Here is a 16068-nt window from a genome sequence, read left to right as displayed (position 1 = left end):
TTACGGTTCCGGAAGTACAGCAGTGTTTTTCTGATATTCTTTTAATACACGTCTGGTGAACGGAGTATTCGGTTTACTTTCTTTATTAATTCTAACACGCGCCTTTTTGTGACCTACGTTATATGCATAAAGCACGGCATGGATGTTTTCGAAGTCCTCCATAAGTTTTGAAATATGATATGTGCCAAGTTTTATATTATTGTCGGGCTCGTGCAAATCCTTCTTGCTTTTAAATTCTAAACCGGTACTCTTCGAAATAAATTTTGCGAGAGATGGCTTTATCTGCATCAATCCCCATGACCCGTCACGGGATGTCACATTATGCCTGAAGTTGCTCTCCACTTTTATTAATGCGAGCACAAGCCGGTAATCCAGATCGTATAATCTTGATTCTTCATATACAGTGGTTGCCATACTTTCCAACTTGCTATCACTCAATTTTACTTTTTTATCTTTTAGAAACTGTACAATTTCATTAATAATTATTTCTTTTTTGTAATCACTGTTGCAAAAAGCTTTTGTAACAAAAAAATTAGTGTAAATTATTGATGTTATTATAAAAATGGATATCAGGATAACTGTGAATCGTTTATGATTTTCCATAAGATTTACATGGTATTATAGTTCAATGTCCATTGTCAACCTCTATTTGCAGTTTGTGAACTGATGCTATTATCAGGTGTTAATGTTGCTTCCTCCATCTGCAAAGCCGGTACCATGTTTGTTGTGGTATTGTTATTTTATGTTTTGTGCTTTATATTCCATATATTAATTTTGCAAGAGGAGGTTGCATGGCAGAAAAAGTTGAGCTTCCGATTACCGGTATGAACTGCGCGGCATGCGCTGCCCGCATAGAAAGAGAATTAAACAAGCTTGACAATATTAAAGAAGCCCGCGTTAACTTCCCACTGAAGAAAGCAGTGATAATGCCAAAAAACGATATCGAACTCAGGGATATTATTTCCCTTATCCGTGATATCGGATATGATGTAGATATAGAGAGTGATGTGACAGTAAGGGCGCAGAAGGAAGAGTCAGAGCTAAAGAGAGATTTTATTTTATCTGCATGTTTCAGCGTTGTGGTTATGGTCTTTTCCATGTGGATGGTCCTTCCCTATAGCAATTTTATCCTTCTCCTGCTGACATTGCCTGTCCAGTTCTATTTCGGCATGAGGTTTCATATACCTGCCGTTCTTAATCTCAGGCATTTTGCTGCCGATATGAATACCCTCATATCGGTTGGGACATCTGCTGCCTTTTTTTACAGCACTTTTGTTACATTTTTTCCGCATATTATTATATCCGCCGGTATGAAACCAGACACTTACTTTGATTCCAGCGCAACTATTATTACATTGATATTATTTGGAAGATTTCTTGAATCTAAAGCAAAAACAAAGACTTATACTGCCATAAAGATGCTTTACGAACTGTCGCCAAAAGAATGTGCTTTGATAAAAGACGGCAAGGAAACAAGGGTGCCTACTGACACCATTGAAGTTGGTGATCTGGTAATGGTAAGGCCCGGCGAAAAGGTACCAGTAGATGGAGAGGTTGCGGAAGGTAATACATATATTGATGAATCCATGATTACCGGCGAGAGCATACCTGTCCACAAAGACATGGGCGATGAGGTGATTGGGGGAACGATAAACGGTAAGGGCTCAATAATCGTAAAAGTAGTAAGAATAGGGAAAGATACGGTTTTATCAAAGGTTATCCGTCTTGTAGAAGAGGCCCAGTTCACAAAAGCCCCTGTCCAGAGGCTTGCAGATAAGGTGGCAGGCATATTTGTCCCTATTGTGATACTTATCAGTATAGGGGCACTTTTTGTGTGGTATATCTTCGGGCCTGAGCCTAAGTTGACAAACGCCCTTTTATCCTTTGTGAGTGTTCTGATTATTGCATGTCCATGTGCCCTTGGTCTTGCAACGCCGACAGCGATTATGGTTTCATCGGGCGTAGGCGCAAAGAAAGGTATCCTGATTAAAAGTGCTGAGGCCCTGGAGCTTACCAGCAAAGCTAAATATGTACTTTTTGATAAGACAGGGACATTGACACAAGGTGTTATCGTACTTTCCGAGGTATTACCGGTCAACGATTTTTCTGAAGCGCAAATACTCAGTGTTGCCTACAATCTTGAGAAACAGTCCGAACACCCTTTTTCTGAAGCGTTGAGGAAAAAGGCTGAAGAATCAAATATTGATGTAGAAAAAGTTGAGAATTTTCAAGCTGTACCTGGCAAAGGAGTCACAGGGGAGATAAACGGCAAAAACTATTTTATCGGTAATGTCGCCCTTTATGAAGAAGCAGGCAATATGCTTTATGACGCTGCAAAGGTGCTATACCATGAAAAAGAGAAAGAAGGGACATCGCCTGTTCTGATCTGGAATGACGATAACCTTATGGGTATTATTGCATTCAGCGATAAAGTAAGAGATGAATCTTGGGCAGTTATCAATGAGTTAAAGAAGGCCGGTATAGAGTCAATTATGATAACGGGCGATAGCATGGAAGGGGCAAGAACAATAAGCGAAAAAGTCGGCATTGAGAAATATTTCTACAGGGTATTGCCGGATAAAAAGGCAAATATAGTAGAAGAGTATAAGAAAAAGGGTATAACCGTTATGGTCGGTGACGGTATAAACGATGCCCCTTCTTTAGCTACAGCGGATGTCGGTGTAGCAATGGGGAAAGGGACCGATATAGCTATAGAGTCTGCCGGCGTTGTTTTGATGAAGGGGCAGCTTTCGAAACTTGTGAGCCTTATTAAGCTTTCAAAGAAAACCCTCTGGGTCATTAAAGAAAACCTGTTCTGGGCTTTTATATACAATATCCTCGGAATCCCTATAGCTTTCGGCGCACTCTATCCTTTTTTCGGGATACGCTTCGAACCTATGTATGGAGCAATTGCAATGATGATAAGTTCTGTATCTGTTGTTAGCAATTCATTAAGATTAAAAATGTTCAAAGATTGACAAAGACGGACAAAAGGATTATTAAATATAATTGTTTATTGTTGGCAACAACCTGTTCCAGCCTATGTTTGGACTGACCGCTGATAGCTAAAAGTCAAAGAGGAGGTAATTATGAGTAATGCAAAGCCAGTAAGTGATAGTGAGTTTACAGGTGTGGTTCTTGAATCTACCCTGCCGGTTCTTGTTGATTTCTGGGCAACATGGTGCGGACCATGCCAGACCATGGGGCCGATACTGGATACAATTGCAGGAGAATATGAGGGAAAGATAAAGGTTTTTAAGATGAATGTCGATGAAAATCCTGCTACTCCGGCAAAATATGGGATCAGAGGGATACCTACACTTATCCTTTTCAACAAGGGCGAAATTGTTGACAGAATTATCGGCGCCCAACCAAAGGGGAATGTTGATAACCTGATTAAAAAAGTTTTAGGTTGATCTATGGATAGTAAAAAGAAAGAGGTGTATTTTAAAAAAGTCAGAGAAGAACCTCTTGCTAAATTGTTTGATATAAAGTTGAAGGATGTGGAAGAGGGTTATGCCCTGTGCGAGATGATGTATACAGAAAAGATGGATAATATTTATGGAAATGCGCATGGCGGAGCACTGTTTTCGTTGATAGACGAAGCATTTGAAATATCGTCGAACAGTCATGAGAATATTGCTGTTGCCCTGAATATGAATGTTACATATATGAAGGCGCCGAAGAAAAATGCTGTTTTGACGGCTGAATCCAAGGAGATAAACAGAACAAGGAGGACGGCTTCGTACAATATTGTTGTAAGGGATAGTGACAGCCTGATTGCTGTATGCCAAGCACTGGTGTACGTGAAGGATCAGGAAATCCCTTTTTTGAAGTAGACACAGGCTTTACCCTGCTTGAGAGAACTAAGAGCACAGACTCATGCCCCTTCCGGAACCGCACCTGACAAATTTAGCTATTTCGGTGTTACGGTGATACGCGCTTTCTTTTCTTTTTCACCCTGGACGACTACCCGGTCATCATCAACGTAATAGGTGACAACTTCACCTGTCAGTTTATCCAAACCGGAATATACAATTACGTTGCCCTTTAATATGATTTCAGCTTTTGTATTGTTAAATTCTGCTTCATTGCATGTCGCGGTACGTTCTTTCTTAACAATCTTAACATTTCCTTTTGCATATGCCTTTTCTATTTCATTTGTAGCTTCATTCATATGTGCTTCAATAATATCGGAAAAAATAAATAGATCTTCCTGTTTTGCAACAACACTTCCTTTGAAAATTACATATTTTTCTTTGTCAAAACCTTCCATGGTGTCGGAAACTATATCGATCGGCTTAGTTTCATCAAAAAAGGCGAGCTTGCTTTCTTGTTCCTCTGTTTTTGTCTTTATTGGTTGAGGTCCTAATTCAATTTCCTTTTTATTTTTTCCTTCAAGAGACAACAATGTTTTGTCGGTTTTTGCTAATTGAAGACTTCTTCTTTCTCTTATAGTTGTTTTTGCGAATAAACTTTTCGGGTATTCTTTTTTAAGGATATCCGAGTAAAAATCGCTTTTTTGGAAATTTCCAATTGCTCTATATGCCATGCTCAAATAAAATAGTGCCTTATCTACGCCTTTAGCGTAAGAAAATTTTTTCAGGAAATATTCAAGTCTCAATATGGATGCATTATACTGGTCTGTTCTGTAATAGAACTCGCCGATATATAACTCACGGTCGGCAAGCTTCTGGCTTAATACCTTTAATTTTAAATCAATATCTTTTGCATAGCTGCTTGCAGAAAAACGGTTTTTTAAATAAATATACTTTTCAATTGCCTTTAAGGTATATGCCTGGTCCCTGTCAAAAGAAAGGGACAGCTTTTCATAACACTCGCAAAGCCTTGTAAGCACGTAAGGGATATTTTCATCTTCAGGGTGGGTACTAAAGAAATCTTCATATACGCCTGATGCGAGAAAGTACTCTTTTTTTGCGAAGTATACATCGCCAAGCTTAACCGATGCTATGAAAGAAATTGGGTCAAAGGGAAAGTTTTCCCTTATGTAAGAGAAATCTTCTATAGCTTTATCATATTTTTTCATTTTCAAATAATTGACGCCCTCTACGTAAATATCACCAGGGTTTTCAGATTTTTTAGGTGTTTTAGAAGCGCATGAAAACATTAAAAGACATGCTATCAAGAGGATTATCAATTTATGCATGCTTAATTATAACAGAAGAAATTTTTTTATGCTATCCTTAAGTATGATGGAATTAGACAAAATAATACAGAAAGGGCTAAATTTTTTTCATATTCCGTACAATGAAAAGATAGTAAACGACCTATGCTTTTATGCACTTGAACTTAAGAAATGGAATAAGCATATGAACCTTACCGGCCTGAAGGAATTAAATCGTATTGTTAGCGAGCTATTATATGATGCATTTTTTCTATATGGATATATGCATGAAAAGAAATCCGTTCTGGATTTAGGTTCCGGCAGCGGGATTCTTGCAATTCCTATTGCGATATTGAATGAAAATTTTAAAATCATTTCAGTGGATAAAAGTCTGAAAAAGATTCAATTCCAAAGACATATAAAAAGAACCATGCACCTGAAAAATTTTGTAGCATTACACGGCAGGATAGAAACACTGGATCCTATAGAGGCAGATGCGCTTATTGTAAAAGGATTCGGGAGTATAGAAGCGATATTAGAAAAAGGGGGAAGGCATATTCGGACTGGAGGTTGTGCTTTTGTCCTAAAGGGTAAGGGCGAAGACCAGATAATATATCAGGGATTTGAATTGGACTATGTAATGCCTTATGTCCTTCCAGTAAGTAACAGGGAATACCGGCTTTTCGTTTATAGAAAACAATTATCGGGACACCCGTGGACAGGTACCCGGTCGCCTCCTCCAGCAGCATAAGTTGCCGAAACCATCCCTTCTCGCTCACTGTATGAACTAAATAAATTCGTCTATTTCTTCAACTTCTATGGAGTATTTTTGCATATGTTTATTATATACCGGAAGCTTTACATCAAACTCAGCCTTTTGTCCGGCGTCAACTATAATTATATCCGAGTGTTTTTCAAGCGTTTCGTTTTCATTGTTGAACAGCGTTACAGTAATATTTATCATAATTTCTTGCTGAGCTTGGTTTTTTACAGTACCTATTACTCTTGCCCAGAATGGCAGTACGGTTTGCGCACAGCATCCTTGAGGGGACAGAAGGAATATATTTCCTGTGATCTCGATGCCGCCGGCCGCTTTAATCTCTGTAAGCTCCAGCGGTTTAATTGAATAATTGTCTTTACAGGCAGCATCTTCCCTTCCTTCCATGCGAATCTCCTTGATATGCTTATTACACTGCCTGTTCCTAAGCATTTTGTCAATAGTATAGAATTCTGGTGTTTATATAATGTGCATACTTTGTATTGTTGTTGATTTATGGACGTTGGCCGGAGTTCTGCATATTAGTTCATGAGGTTTTATAATGATAGCCCATTGACATGAAAGATTGTTTTATATAGAGTATATAAGGCATGACAAAGATAGGGATTCTTTCTGATACGCACCTTGATACAGCCACGGACAGCTTTAAATCGGCAATAAAAACAATATTTTCAGATATAGACATAATAATTCATGCAGGCGACATGATAGGGATAGGGGTTTATGAATACCTCTGTAATTGGGATCTGAAGGCTGTCAGGGGGAATATGGATTGCCGTGAATTGCAAGCCATACTTCCGTATAAAAGGATAGAAGAAATCAATGGTAAGAAAATAGGGATTATGCATGGCAAGGGCCCGCCGTATTTTGTAGAAACGCTTGTTTCCAATGAATTTCACGAGGTTGACGCCATCATTTTCGGCCATTCCCATATGCCGCTTCATGCAAAAAAGGGCAATATAGTTATGTTTAACCCCGGTTCTTTTAGAAAACCTGTAAATCCTCCTGGCACAGTGGGTATTATGGAAATTAGTAATAATGAAATAATGTTCAGACTTCTTGAAGTTAGATGATATTTATGATACTTGGGATTAAAAAGATTAGTGTGTTAAAGAAATAATAACTTTATGCGAATAATATATTATGGATAATATTTACCTTTCATTCATCTGGCATATGCACCAACCGTACTATAAAAACCTTTACACCGGTGAATACATGCTCCCCTGGGTGCTGCTTCACGGCACGAAAGATTACTATGATATGCCCTTTTTGTTAAAAGAATTTGACGGTATAAGGCAGAATTTTAATTTTGTCCCTTCGCTGTTGCTGCAGCTTATTGATTACGAAGATTTAAATGTAAAAGATACATATCTGGATATATTCAAAAAGACGCCTAAAGATCTGTCCGAAAATGAAAAAATATTTTTATTGGTGAATTTTTTTAATGCAAACTGGGACAATATGATAAGACCTTTCCCGAGATATTATGAACTTTTACGGAAGAGAGGGTTTTATTATCCTAAAGAGCATATTAAAGATATTTTAGGTTATTTTAATGATGAAGACTTCCAGGATATACAGGTTTTATTTTTTCTTTCCTGGATTGATCCGTTGTTTTATGAGCATTATGACGATTTGAAATATTTGAAATCTAAAGGCAAGGGATACGGCGAAGACGATAAGCGTATATTAGAAAATGTTCAGAAAGATATTTTAAAGGGCATTATCCCACTTTGCAAAGAACTTTCATTAAATGGCACAATAGAGCTTTCTACATCACCTTTTTATCACCCCATAATCCCGCTTTTAATTGACAACAGGATTGCAAGGGATGCAATGCCTGATTGCAGTTTGCCCGAGAAACTCTTTGCCAGCCCGAAAGATGCATCAGCCCAAATAAGCAAAGCGAAAGAATTTTTTTATCAGACATTTCAATTTAATTCGAAAGGTATGTGGCCTCCGGAAGGCTCTGTGAGTGATAATGCCCTTCAATTATACATGGAGCATGGTATTGAATGGGTCGCAACAGATGAGGAAATTCTTTATAAAAGTCTGAATCAGGAAGGTAAAAGAGACAACGAAGGTTTTCTTATAAATCCTGAAGTGTTATACAGGCCGTATTGCCTTGAAAAGTCAGGCAAAAAAATCAACATTGTTTTCAGGGATAAATATTTATCCGATCTTATTTCTTTCCATTATTCCAAATCAGACCCTAAAGATGCGGCAATGGATTTAATAAGAAGGGTAAAAAAGATAGGGGAATCCGTAAAAGACAAAATCCAGAAACCTCTGGTTGCAATCGTTATGGATGGAGAAAATGCATGGGAGAGCTACAGGAACGATGGAAGAGATTTTTTTAAATATCTTTATGAGGGTATATTGAAGGAGAAAGATATTGTTTGCCAGACCGTTTCTGAGATACTTAAAGATACAAAAGATATCGGTACGCTGTCACACTGTTTTGCAGGCTCATGGATCAGCAATAATTTTTCCATATGGATTGGTCATGTAGAGGACAATACAAGCTGGACTTTGCTTTCCGAGACGAGAGATTTTTTGGAAGCAAAAGACCCTGATGGGCTGAATCAAAACGCCTGGGAATCCGTGTATATTGCTGAGGGCAGTGACTGGAACTGGTGGTACGGCGACGAGCATTCATCGGAGAGCGACGAAGTATTCGATTTTCTCTTTCGTGAGAATCTCTCAAATGTTTATAGATTTTTAGGTGAAGAGCCTCCCGAAAAATTAAACATTCCTGTAATACTTAAAGATAGGGAAGTAAAACCGACAAGAGAACCTGTGAATTTTATACACCCAAAAATAGATGGAGGGGTATCGAACTATTTTGAATGGATGGGCTCCGGTTTTATAGAAGGGAAGGGGCACGGGGCTGCAATGCATGATTCTGTTTTACTTATGAAAGGGTTCTATTTTGGATTTGATGAACGTTCATTGTATATGAGAGTAGACGTAGATAAATCTTTTATCCAGAATATTAATGATCTTTCTTTTGAGATAAATATTGAAGGAAAGGGAACTTTTGAATCTGTTTACCATGTGAAGGGGGGATTAATTGAAAGTCCTTTGCCTTTAAAAGCAGCCTTCTCTGACATTCTTGAAATTGAGGTTGCTTTTAAGTCCCTTGGTGTTAGCACCGGCGACAAGATCAATATATGGTCTTCCGTGAAGATAAAGGAGATGCCGGTAGATAGAATTCCTGTAAGAGGATATATTACAATCAAGGTGCCTTCCGAGGACTTTGAAATGGAAATGTGGTACGTATAGACAATTACCGGGGCTCACGCATGCCCCGTAAGGGGGTCGCCCACTCATACCATAAGCGGAGTATTGTTTTGTTCGTAGGAATCTATGGTTATTTTCTTGATTCCCTTATTAAGCTCAAAAGCTTATCCATTTCATTCCGTATAACTTTTTCTGCTGCATCGTTTAAAATCTTTTTTGTGTATTCTTCTATATATTGACTGATTATTGGCGTTATTTTATCTACAATGCTCATCTTTATGCTTTCTATTGAATCATAAATAATTTTTTTCAACTCATTTTCGAGTACGGTCATTCTTTCTTTCGGTAAAGCGCTGTATGATTGAGTTCTCTGGATTTCATTATCTTCTATTTTCTTTGTAATTTTTAATTCAGGAAGAACGTCTTCTTTATCTATCATTTGATGGACTCTAAAGAAATTAATAGGTTTTTCAATGACACCCTCAATCTGATAACCGGATAAATCTGATTCTATGCCTTCGTCTTTCATGAAAAAAAACCGTACATTCTGGAGCATATTTTTTTCTTTCAGGTCTTCATAAACATCTGTACCGTTTCTTCTATCCAGGCTGGTGTTAAGAATATATATTTCGGGCCGATATTCTTCTACGATCTTTTCAACTTCTCTGCCGTTTGAAGTGAATAATATTTCGTATTCATCGCTGGGGAACACAACGCGAAAAGCATCCTTTAAACTTTCATCTTTGTCTGCAATAAGTATTTTTTTCATTTGAAGCCCCCCTTATATGTATTAGATGTTAATATATTATGGATAATTTTTTCTATTGGAATCAAATTAAATAAAGATGATAGGAGGAGAATAACTGCGATTAATGCTGCTATAAGGTAGGGAAGCGCAGGAAGCCTTTTTTTAATTTTAATCATTTCCGCCAATGTAGAAATACTCTCCTCTTGAAGCACCATATTTACAATATCTTCATCGACTGTCCTTTCGGATTTTGAATAGAGAAGAATCAGGCATCTGTCGCAGATAACATTAACGATCCTTGGATATCCCTTTGATGCAGAATAAATAAGCTTGATTGCATCGTCTTTAAACTGCAGAAATCCCTTTGAACCTGCTTTGAGCAGCCTATGGGTTATGTAAAGGTTAACCTCTCTCAAGGAAAGAGGCTTCAGCCGGTATATAACGGTTATTCTTTGGGATAAATACCTCATTCGCGGTTCTTTTAACTTTTCTATCAGTTCTTGTTGGCCGAAAAGGATTGTGTGAAGTATCTTTTCCTTTTCTGTTTCCAGATTTGACAGAACCCTGATAAATTCAAGCATATCATCTGAAAGAAGCTGCGCCTCATCAATTATTATTATGGTTTCTTTTCCTTTTTTAAATTCCTCAAGAAGAAACAACTGAAATTTGTCAAACATTTCTTTTTTTGATGGGTTGTCGTGAGAAATATTGAGCTCTTTTAAGGTTTCAAGCAAAAACTCTTTTTCATCCATTATCGGATTTAATATAAGAGCAGTGTTGTATAGTGATTTATCAAGTGAACCTAAAAAAGTACGGGACAATACGGTTTTTCCGGTACCCACATCGCCGTAAATGCAAGCAAACCCTTCCTTTTGGGATAGAAAAAACTTAAGGTGGTCAATGGCTTCCCTGTGCGTTGTGGATTCATAATAAAAAAGTGGGTCAGGCGTCAGCCCAAAGGGTTTTTCATTGAGACTAAAGTATTCCAGATATGGAATGTCCATTTGATTTACTTTTACAGAATATTTGAGTATTATGCAAGAAATATTTGATAATGCTCTCGTTATTTGTATAATTTTATGTATAATATTTTATAAATGCTTATATCAGTGATAATTCCTGCATATAATGAAATCAATACAATTTCCCATGTGCTAAAAAAAGTGGAAGATACGCCCTATAATAAAGAAATTATTATAGTAGACGATGGCTCAAAAGACGGGACAAGGGAATACTTAAGTTCACGGTTCACGGTTCACAGTTCACATTTCACCACCTCTGCCAACCCCATATTGGATGAGGGTAAGGGAGGATTTTTAACCGATGCAAAGGTCATATTTCATGAAAAAAACATGGGAAAAGGCGCAGCTATCCGAAGTGGTATAAAAGCTGCCAAAGGAGATATTATAGTTATACAGGATGCGGATTTGGAGTATGACCCGAAGGACTATCCAACACTATTTGAACCTATTATTGAAGGAAAAGCTGATGTTGTTTATGGATCGAGATTTTTAGGAGGAACGCACAGGGTCTTTTATTTCTGGCACTATGTGGGCAATAAGCTGATCACTTTGTTGTCTAATATGCTTACCGATCTAAACCTCACGGATATGGAAACATGCTATAAGGTATTTAAAAAAGAGATGCTGGAAGGGATACGGATAGAATCTGACAGGTTTGGTTTTGAGCCTGAAATTACAGCAAAAATGGCAAGGAAGGGCTGCAGGATATATGAAGTACCTATTTCTTATTACGGCAGAAGCTATGAGGAAGGAAAGAAGATTACATGGAGGGATGGAGCAAAGGCCGTGTTTACCATCATAAAATATAATCTTTTCAGGAAGTAAATGTGTTCAAGGTTCAAAAGACAGGGGTCAATAGTCAGAACTCAGATGTCGGCGGTAAGGGTTCAGCATTAAGACATAATTCTCTACTGTACGTGATACGCCGCCCGTTCCCAGTAATGTTTTTGCTTTTCAATTCAAAATTCAAAATTCAAAATTCAAAATCTTGTTCACAGGGTTTTACATTACTTGAGACAATCATTGTAATTATTATTATCGGTATACTTGCCATATCCATAGGATACAGATTTTTTTCCACTTCTGAAACAAGCACTGTTGCAGGAGTGGACCAGGCGGCTGCGGATATCCAATATGTTCAAACTCTTGCAATGGGCACTATGTCCCCTAAGAGCATTTTATTTACGAATGGTTCCGGTGCTTATAATATGGCTGGAGAACCCAGGACATTTCCGGGAAACGCTGTTGCAGGCACAACAATAACGTTTACTTTTAACTCCCTTGGAGAACCCACTGCGGGTGGAGACCAGACAATCGCAATAGGGCCGAAGCAGATAAAGGTATGGGCAATTACGGGAAAAGTAGAGGAACTGCCTTGAAGAGAGAAGGATTCACAATGATTGAGCTCATAATGTTTATCGTTATTGCAGGGATATTTGTGCCCCTTGCTTTTATCGGATTTTCAGGGGCGATAAAGAGCGGGACTGCCCCGGAATCAATCACAAAGGCAAGGTTTATAGCAGAGCAGAAGATGGAAGACATAACGCGAAATCCGTTCATCAGCCTTCCTGCAGCACAGGCAACATATATTACAGTGCCCGGGAATACAGGTTATCAATGGAGATGGACGATTAATCAATTGGCCCCGGCTGATATATCTACAATCAGTCCTCCAATAACAGATTATACGAAATATAAAAAAATTGTTGTTTATGTGAAAGAGCCGAACAATTATGAATATACGGTATCTACCATTGTCACGCAAAGACCATTTTAAAGGGTATATAAGCGTTCTCAAACAATGCCATGGCTTTACGCTTATGGAGATGATAATAACCATCGTTATCCTCTCTGTTATTGCTTTATTTACCTTTTCTTTTTTTATTAATCTTACGAAGGTTTATACGTCAATGGAAAGTCAGAGAACTATTCATCAGGAAGCTGCATATATAGCTGAAAGAATCTCCAGGGAAATAAGGGATGCAAAGTCGGTTACTGTTGCAGGCAGCATCATTGCCTTCCAGAGAAGTCATGCCATTGCGACAGACAGCAGCAGTAATATATATGTGAGATTCAGGTTATCAGGCACAGACATTTACAGAGATTCCGGTACTTCAAGCGCAAGCTATACGGTTAACAAGATTATAGGCAGGAATATAACAAATTTTACTGTTACGCCAACAGGGGTATTACCGCAAAACGCTGCTGTACAGGTAGCGGTTTCAGTTTCTCAGGGCGGCCTTACACAGAACTATGTTACAAACATTTGTCCGAAGAATTATACGACAACAGGCAATTGTGTATTTACAGGGAGGGATTTCGGGGGTTGCTATGAAGATAGAATTTACTGATAAAGGCATGACTCTTATTATTCTTATGGGAATTATCGTTGCTGTCGGCATTATCGGCGCCGGTATTGTTTCCTTTATGGATGTTAAACAGAGAAGCTACCCTGTTGCGGTTAAGACTTATCAGGCACTGAACCTCGCAAATGCCGGGGTTGAATTTGCTATTCGATATAAAACAGAAAATCCGGGGGCTTTTTTAAATCCTGCAAACCCGTTATCGCCTGGAAATGCAATAACGATTAATTTTGGGGAGGGCAGGTTCACAGTTCAATATCTTGGCAATCCGCCGACTTCAAATTATGCCCTTAAATCAACTGGCGAATGCGGTGTCGGAAAGAGAGAAGTAAGAATTGAGAAATTTGCAGGTTATTCACAGGGGAGTGGCTTGGTTATTACTCCGATTGTGGATGCTACCTGTCAGCAACCGGTACAGGGATGTTTAGACGCCAACTGCAACACTATTTCGTGCCCCGGAGGAGAATTGGCTAGCAGAAGTGTTTCAATACCCATGACAAACCTTTTCGATAACTCGATTTATATAAAATATATTGAACTGAACAGAGATGGGGGTAGTACAAGTAATCGTTTGCGGAATATTTATCTTGGGGGAATTTTAGGATATTCATATACATCTGATGGGACGAATCCAAATCTTAGCGGTTCCGGAGTAGATAGAGGAATTTGTATACCGACATTCAGCGGGGCAGGCTGTACCGGTCTATCGAGCGCAAAAGTACCTTATGGATATGACTGGGGTTTTCAGGTACAACCGGGCGCATTAACGGATATATTAAATTTCAATTCAAATAGTATCCCCGGTCAATATAAGTTGAAAATATATTTTGATTTTGATACTAACTACCTAAATTTACAGTCAGTCACAATAAATTTTACCATATAGCAAAGAACATTAAGAAGTTGTCTTTATTGCTTGTTCAATCTCCCTGAAACTATATATATGCTGCAAGCCTGGAATCCCACTCCTCTTTGGGGTTATTAGTGCTATCACGTGGTTGCCCTAACCAATTCTATGCCGGAACACTTTTTGCTCCCTTATAAACTGTATGATTCCAATAACCGCCCGCGGGAACGCACAGCAGCAGATATTTTACGACGACAGACATTTATAATACTTTCTTGACTTCCCCGGGAACATTTTGGTATCCATTATTTGACGGTAAGCGAAGGTAGTTGAGAAGTCAGAGGATGAAATAATATGAAAATAGTTGCTATCAATGGAAGTCATCGTGGAAAGAACGGATATACACAATTTCTCATTGACAAACTTTTTGAAGGTGCCGTAAATGCCGGCGCCCAATGTGAGTCAATAGTTCTTGCCGAACAAAGAATCAATCATTGTCTGGGCTGCCGGGTATGTCATACTCAAAAAAGTTATCTGAAATGTGTTTATGATGAAAAAGACGATGTCGGCAAGCTGTTTGATATTATGAGAACCGCTGATATACTTGTTTATGCGACGCCGATATATATATTCAATATGACCGGATTGATGAAAGTCTTCCTGGATAGAGTAACGTCAACCGGTGATTCATCAATACTTGCATTGTCAGATTCAGGACTGTTTTTTCATCATATAGAAAGAAAATTGATTTCCAAACCTTTTGTTCTTCTGACCTGTCAGGATAATTTTGAATCTGAAACATCAAAAAATGTTATCTCGTATTTTAAAACCTTTTCGAAATTTCTTGATGCTCCTTTAGTAGGCATTTTAGTAAGAAAATCAGGCTTGCTGGTAGGACACGGTAAAGATAAGGAAAAAGAAACCAAATACCCAAAAATTAGGTTTGTCTATGAAGCATTTATTAAGGCAGGGGAAGAACTGGTAAAATATGGGAAATGTTCAAATAAAACTCAAAAAATAGTAAATCAAAATATTATTGACATGCCAAAACCGGTTGAATTTATATTAAAATTCAGTTTTATCAGAAAAAACAAAATGATTATGGAAAAGATATTCCAAAAAGCTGCTATGCACATGTCTGACCATTAAGCAGTCATACGGAGTATCTGTAAGGCTTCGATATTAATAAAAAAAAGGGCGATATGGCAACGAAGAAGACATGTGTAAACCCTGAGTTTCTGTACATTCCCGGCAACTCGGACTTGAATCCGTACCAATACGGGTTATAGAAGCAGGCAGGGAAATAGATGAGATCATAGCCCTTCAACTTACAGAGAATCTCCAGCGTGAAGACTTTAATCCCATGGATCAGGCGAAAGGCATAATTTTATATATCCAGGCAAAACATCCTGATAAGGGGTATGATGTGGCCGGGGCGATGAGCGAGTTAGTAAGGTATAATTTTAAGCCTGAAACCCTCCCGGAGGAAATTGTTCTCACTGTGAGAACAATTTCTAAAATCTCTGCAAAATCAATACAGACGATGCATCGCACAATTTCACTTTTAAAACTGCATCCTGAAATTCAGGCAGCAATTCAGGCAGGAAATCTCTCTGTTTCCCAGGGGTATATTTTTGCTGCAAAACTCGAATGCCCTGATCGTATAAAAATATTCGATGCTGTCATGAAGACGCCTGTAACTAATACCATACTGGGAAGAATGTTCATCGCATACAAAAATGTCAAACCTGACCCTGCTAATAAGAAGCCCATGCCCGCTAAAAAACAGGTTAAAGGTCTTGTATCCATGAAGGCAACTTTTGAAAAAGGCCTTGGAACATACATAAGAGAAGACATTGAAAAACTCCTTGATGAACTACAGTTTTTTTGTGTTTTGTACAACAACAGGTGCCTATGATCCTATATGGCAAGAAAAGAC

The 16068-nt window shown here is 38.2% G+C and carries 18 protein-coding genes; 13 read left to right on the top strand and 5 right to left on the bottom strand.

All coding sequences use genetic code 11. The features are described from left to right. On the bottom strand, nucleotides 1-603 hold the full coding sequence (locus NT178_13050) for a lytic transglycosylase domain-containing protein (protein MCX5813450.1): 603 nt from the start codon (nucleotides 601-603) through the stop codon (nucleotides 1-3). Nucleotides 604-791: 188 nt separating this feature from the next. Here NT178_13050 and NT178_13045 point away from each other — a divergent pair, with 188 nt between their 5' ends. From NT178_13045 to NT178_13035, 3 genes are all read left to right on the top strand, one after another. After that, complete coding sequence (locus NT178_13045) at nucleotides 792-2978, top strand: heavy metal translocating P-type ATPase (GenBank protein ID MCX5813449.1); 2187 nt, start codon at nucleotides 792-794, stop codon at nucleotides 2976-2978. A 111-nt stretch (nucleotides 2979-3089) separates the two neighbouring features. Next, complete coding sequence (gene trxA, locus NT178_13040; protein MCX5813448.1) at nucleotides 3090-3416, top strand: thioredoxin; 327 nt, start codon at nucleotides 3090-3092, stop codon at nucleotides 3414-3416. Between the two features lie 3 nt (nucleotides 3417-3419). Further along, entirely contained in the window at nucleotides 3420-3839 is a 420-nt protein-coding gene (locus NT178_13035; GenBank protein MCX5813447.1) for a PaaI family thioesterase, read from the top strand. 77 nt (nucleotides 3840-3916) lie between these two features. Here NT178_13035 and bamD read toward each other — a convergent pair whose 3' ends face one another. Further along, entirely contained in the window at nucleotides 3917-5167 is a 1251-nt protein-coding gene (gene bamD, locus NT178_13030) for an outer membrane protein assembly factor BamD (protein MCX5813446.1), read from the bottom strand. Nucleotides 5168-5195: 28 nt separating this feature from the next. Here bamD and rsmG point away from each other — a divergent pair, with 28 nt between their 5' ends. Beyond that, the gene (rsmG, locus tag NT178_13025; GenBank protein ID MCX5813445.1) at nucleotides 5196-5876 is read left to right on the top strand and encodes a 16S rRNA (guanine(527)-N(7))-methyltransferase RsmG; all 681 of its coding nucleotides are present in this window, start codon (nucleotides 5196-5198) and stop codon (nucleotides 5874-5876) included. Nucleotides 5877-5912: 36 nt separating this feature from the next. On the opposite strand, the gene NT178_13020 is transcribed toward rsmG, so the two are convergent. After that, nucleotides 5913-6290, bottom strand: a complete 378-nt coding sequence (locus tag NT178_13020) for a hypothetical protein (protein ID MCX5813444.1) — start codon at nucleotides 6288-6290, stop codon at nucleotides 5913-5915. A 203-nt stretch (nucleotides 6291-6493) separates the two neighbouring features. Between NT178_13020 and NT178_13015 the strand changes: the two genes are divergently transcribed. Next, nucleotides 6494-6976 carry a YfcE family phosphodiesterase gene (locus NT178_13015; protein ID MCX5813443.1) on the top strand — a complete coding sequence of 161 codons (483 nt, stop codon included), beginning with the start codon at nucleotides 6494-6496 and terminating at the stop codon, nucleotides 6974-6976. 70 nt (nucleotides 6977-7046) lie between these two features. Continuing rightward, on the top strand, nucleotides 7047-9191 hold the full coding sequence (locus NT178_13010) for a glycoside hydrolase family 57 protein (protein ID MCX5813442.1): 2145 nt from the start codon (nucleotides 7047-7049) through the stop codon (nucleotides 9189-9191). 88 nt (nucleotides 9192-9279) lie between these two features. Here NT178_13010 and NT178_13005 read toward each other — a convergent pair whose 3' ends face one another. Both NT178_13005 and NT178_13000 read right to left on the bottom strand, forming a co-directional pair. Next, on the bottom strand, nucleotides 9280-9918 hold the full coding sequence (locus tag NT178_13005; protein ID MCX5813441.1) for a response regulator: 639 nt from the start codon (nucleotides 9916-9918) through the stop codon (nucleotides 9280-9282). Beyond that, nucleotides 9915-10901, bottom strand: a complete 987-nt coding sequence (locus NT178_13000) for an AAA family ATPase (GenBank protein MCX5813440.1) — start codon at nucleotides 10899-10901, stop codon at nucleotides 9915-9917. Before NT178_13000 ends, NT178_13005 begins: the two co-directional genes overlap by 4 nt. Nucleotides 10902-10994: 93 nt before the next feature. On the opposite strand from NT178_13000, the gene NT178_12995 reads away from it, so the two are divergent. The 7 genes from NT178_12995 to NT178_12965 all read left to right on the top strand — a co-directional run bounded on the left by NT178_12995 (nucleotide 10995) and on the right by NT178_12965 (nucleotide 16047). Continuing rightward, on the top strand, nucleotides 10995-11744 hold the full coding sequence (locus tag NT178_12995; protein ID MCX5813439.1) for a glycosyltransferase family 2 protein: 750 nt from the start codon (nucleotides 10995-10997) through the stop codon (nucleotides 11742-11744). 2 nt (nucleotides 11745-11746) lie between these two features. Beyond that, entirely contained in the window at nucleotides 11747-12298 is a 552-nt protein-coding gene (locus NT178_12990; GenBank protein ID MCX5813438.1) for a prepilin-type N-terminal cleavage/methylation domain-containing protein, read from the top strand. 17 nt (nucleotides 12299-12315) lie between these two features. Continuing rightward, nucleotides 12316-12696, top strand: coding sequence for a hypothetical protein (locus NT178_12985; GenBank protein MCX5813437.1), 381 nt, complete (start codon nucleotides 12316-12318; stop codon nucleotides 12694-12696). Continuing rightward, nucleotides 12653-13270 (top strand): prepilin-type N-terminal cleavage/methylation domain-containing protein, encoded by a 618-nt coding sequence (locus NT178_12980; GenBank protein MCX5813436.1) that lies wholly within the window; start codon nucleotides 12653-12655, stop codon nucleotides 13268-13270. The genes NT178_12985 and NT178_12980 overlap by 44 nt, the downstream gene beginning before the upstream one ends. Then, the gene (locus tag NT178_12975) at nucleotides 13251-14168 is read left to right on the top strand and encodes a hypothetical protein (GenBank protein MCX5813435.1); all 918 of its coding nucleotides are present in this window, start codon (nucleotides 13251-13253) and stop codon (nucleotides 14166-14168) included. The genes NT178_12980 and NT178_12975 overlap by 20 nt, the downstream gene beginning before the upstream one ends. 315 nt (nucleotides 14169-14483) lie before the next feature. Then, nucleotides 14484-15278: a flavodoxin family protein gene (locus tag NT178_12970; GenBank protein ID MCX5813434.1), complete on the top strand. Its 795-nt coding sequence runs from the start codon at nucleotides 14484-14486 to the stop codon at nucleotides 15276-15278. Nucleotides 15279-15492: 214 nt separating this feature from the next. Then, a complete protein-coding gene (locus NT178_12965) occupies nucleotides 15493-16047 on the top strand; it encodes a hypothetical protein (protein MCX5813433.1) in 555 nt (184 codons plus the stop codon). The last annotated feature ends 21 nt before the right edge of the window (nucleotides 16048-16068 follow it).

The organism is Pseudomonadota bacterium, from assembly GCA_026388255.1.
In the GTDB taxonomy this organism is placed as follows: Bacteria; Desulfobacterota; Syntrophorhabdia; order Syntrophorhabdales; family Syntrophorhabdaceae; genus JAPLKB01.
This window is presented reverse-complemented; position numbering and strand designations above follow the sequence as displayed.

What these genes read in the sequence shown, in the direction of transcription:
- trxA (MCX5813448.1), top strand. Translation starts at nt 3,090, where the DNA reads ATGAGTAATGCAAAGCCAGTAAGTGATAGTGAGTTTACAGGTGTGGTT.
- NT178_12970 (MCX5813434.1), top strand. Translation starts at nt 14,484, where the DNA reads ATGAAAATAGTTGCTATCAATGGAAGTCATCGTGGAAAGAACGGATAT.
- NT178_13015 (MCX5813443.1), top strand. Translation starts at nt 6,494, where the DNA reads ATGACAAAGATAGGGATTCTTTCTGATACGCACCTTGATACAGCCACG.
- NT178_13020 (MCX5813444.1), bottom strand. Translation starts at nt 6,290, where the DNA reads ATGGAAGGAAGGGAAGATGCTGCCTGTAAAGACAATTATTCAATTAAA.
- rsmG (MCX5813445.1), top strand. Translation starts at nt 5,196, where the DNA reads ATGCTATCCTTAAGTATGATGGAATTAGACAAAATAATACAGAAAGGG.
- bamD (MCX5813446.1), bottom strand. Translation starts at nt 5,167, where the DNA reads ATGCATAAATTGATAATCCTCTTGATAGCATGTCTTTTAATGTTTTCA.
- NT178_13005 (MCX5813441.1), bottom strand. Translation starts at nt 9,918, where the DNA reads ATGAAAAAAATACTTATTGCAGACAAAGATGAAAGTTTAAAGGATGCT.
- NT178_12995 (MCX5813439.1), top strand. Translation starts at nt 10,995, where the DNA reads ATGCTTATATCAGTGATAATTCCTGCATATAATGAAATCAATACAATT.
- NT178_13000 (MCX5813440.1), bottom strand. Translation starts at nt 10,901, where the DNA reads ATGGACATTCCATATCTGGAATACTTTAGTCTCAATGAAAAACCCTTT.
- NT178_12965 (MCX5813433.1), top strand. Translation starts at nt 15,493, where the DNA reads ATGGATCAGGCGAAAGGCATAATTTTATATATCCAGGCAAAACATCCT.
- NT178_12975 (MCX5813435.1), top strand. Translation starts at nt 13,251, where the DNA reads ATGAAGATAGAATTTACTGATAAAGGCATGACTCTTATTATTCTTATG.
- NT178_12985 (MCX5813437.1), top strand. Translation starts at nt 12,316, where the DNA reads ATGATTGAGCTCATAATGTTTATCGTTATTGCAGGGATATTTGTGCCC.
- NT178_13035 (MCX5813447.1), top strand. Translation starts at nt 3,420, where the DNA reads ATGGATAGTAAAAAGAAAGAGGTGTATTTTAAAAAAGTCAGAGAAGAA.
- NT178_13010 (MCX5813442.1), top strand. Translation starts at nt 7,047, where the DNA reads ATGGATAATATTTACCTTTCATTCATCTGGCATATGCACCAACCGTAC.
- NT178_12980 (MCX5813436.1), top strand. Translation starts at nt 12,653, where the DNA reads ATGAATATACGGTATCTACCATTGTCACGCAAAGACCATTTTAAAGGG.
- NT178_13050 (MCX5813450.1), bottom strand. Translation starts at nt 603, where the DNA reads ATGGAAAATCATAAACGATTCACAGTTATCCTGATATCCATTTTTATA.
- NT178_13045 (MCX5813449.1), top strand. Translation starts at nt 792, where the DNA reads ATGGCAGAAAAAGTTGAGCTTCCGATTACCGGTATGAACTGCGCGGCA.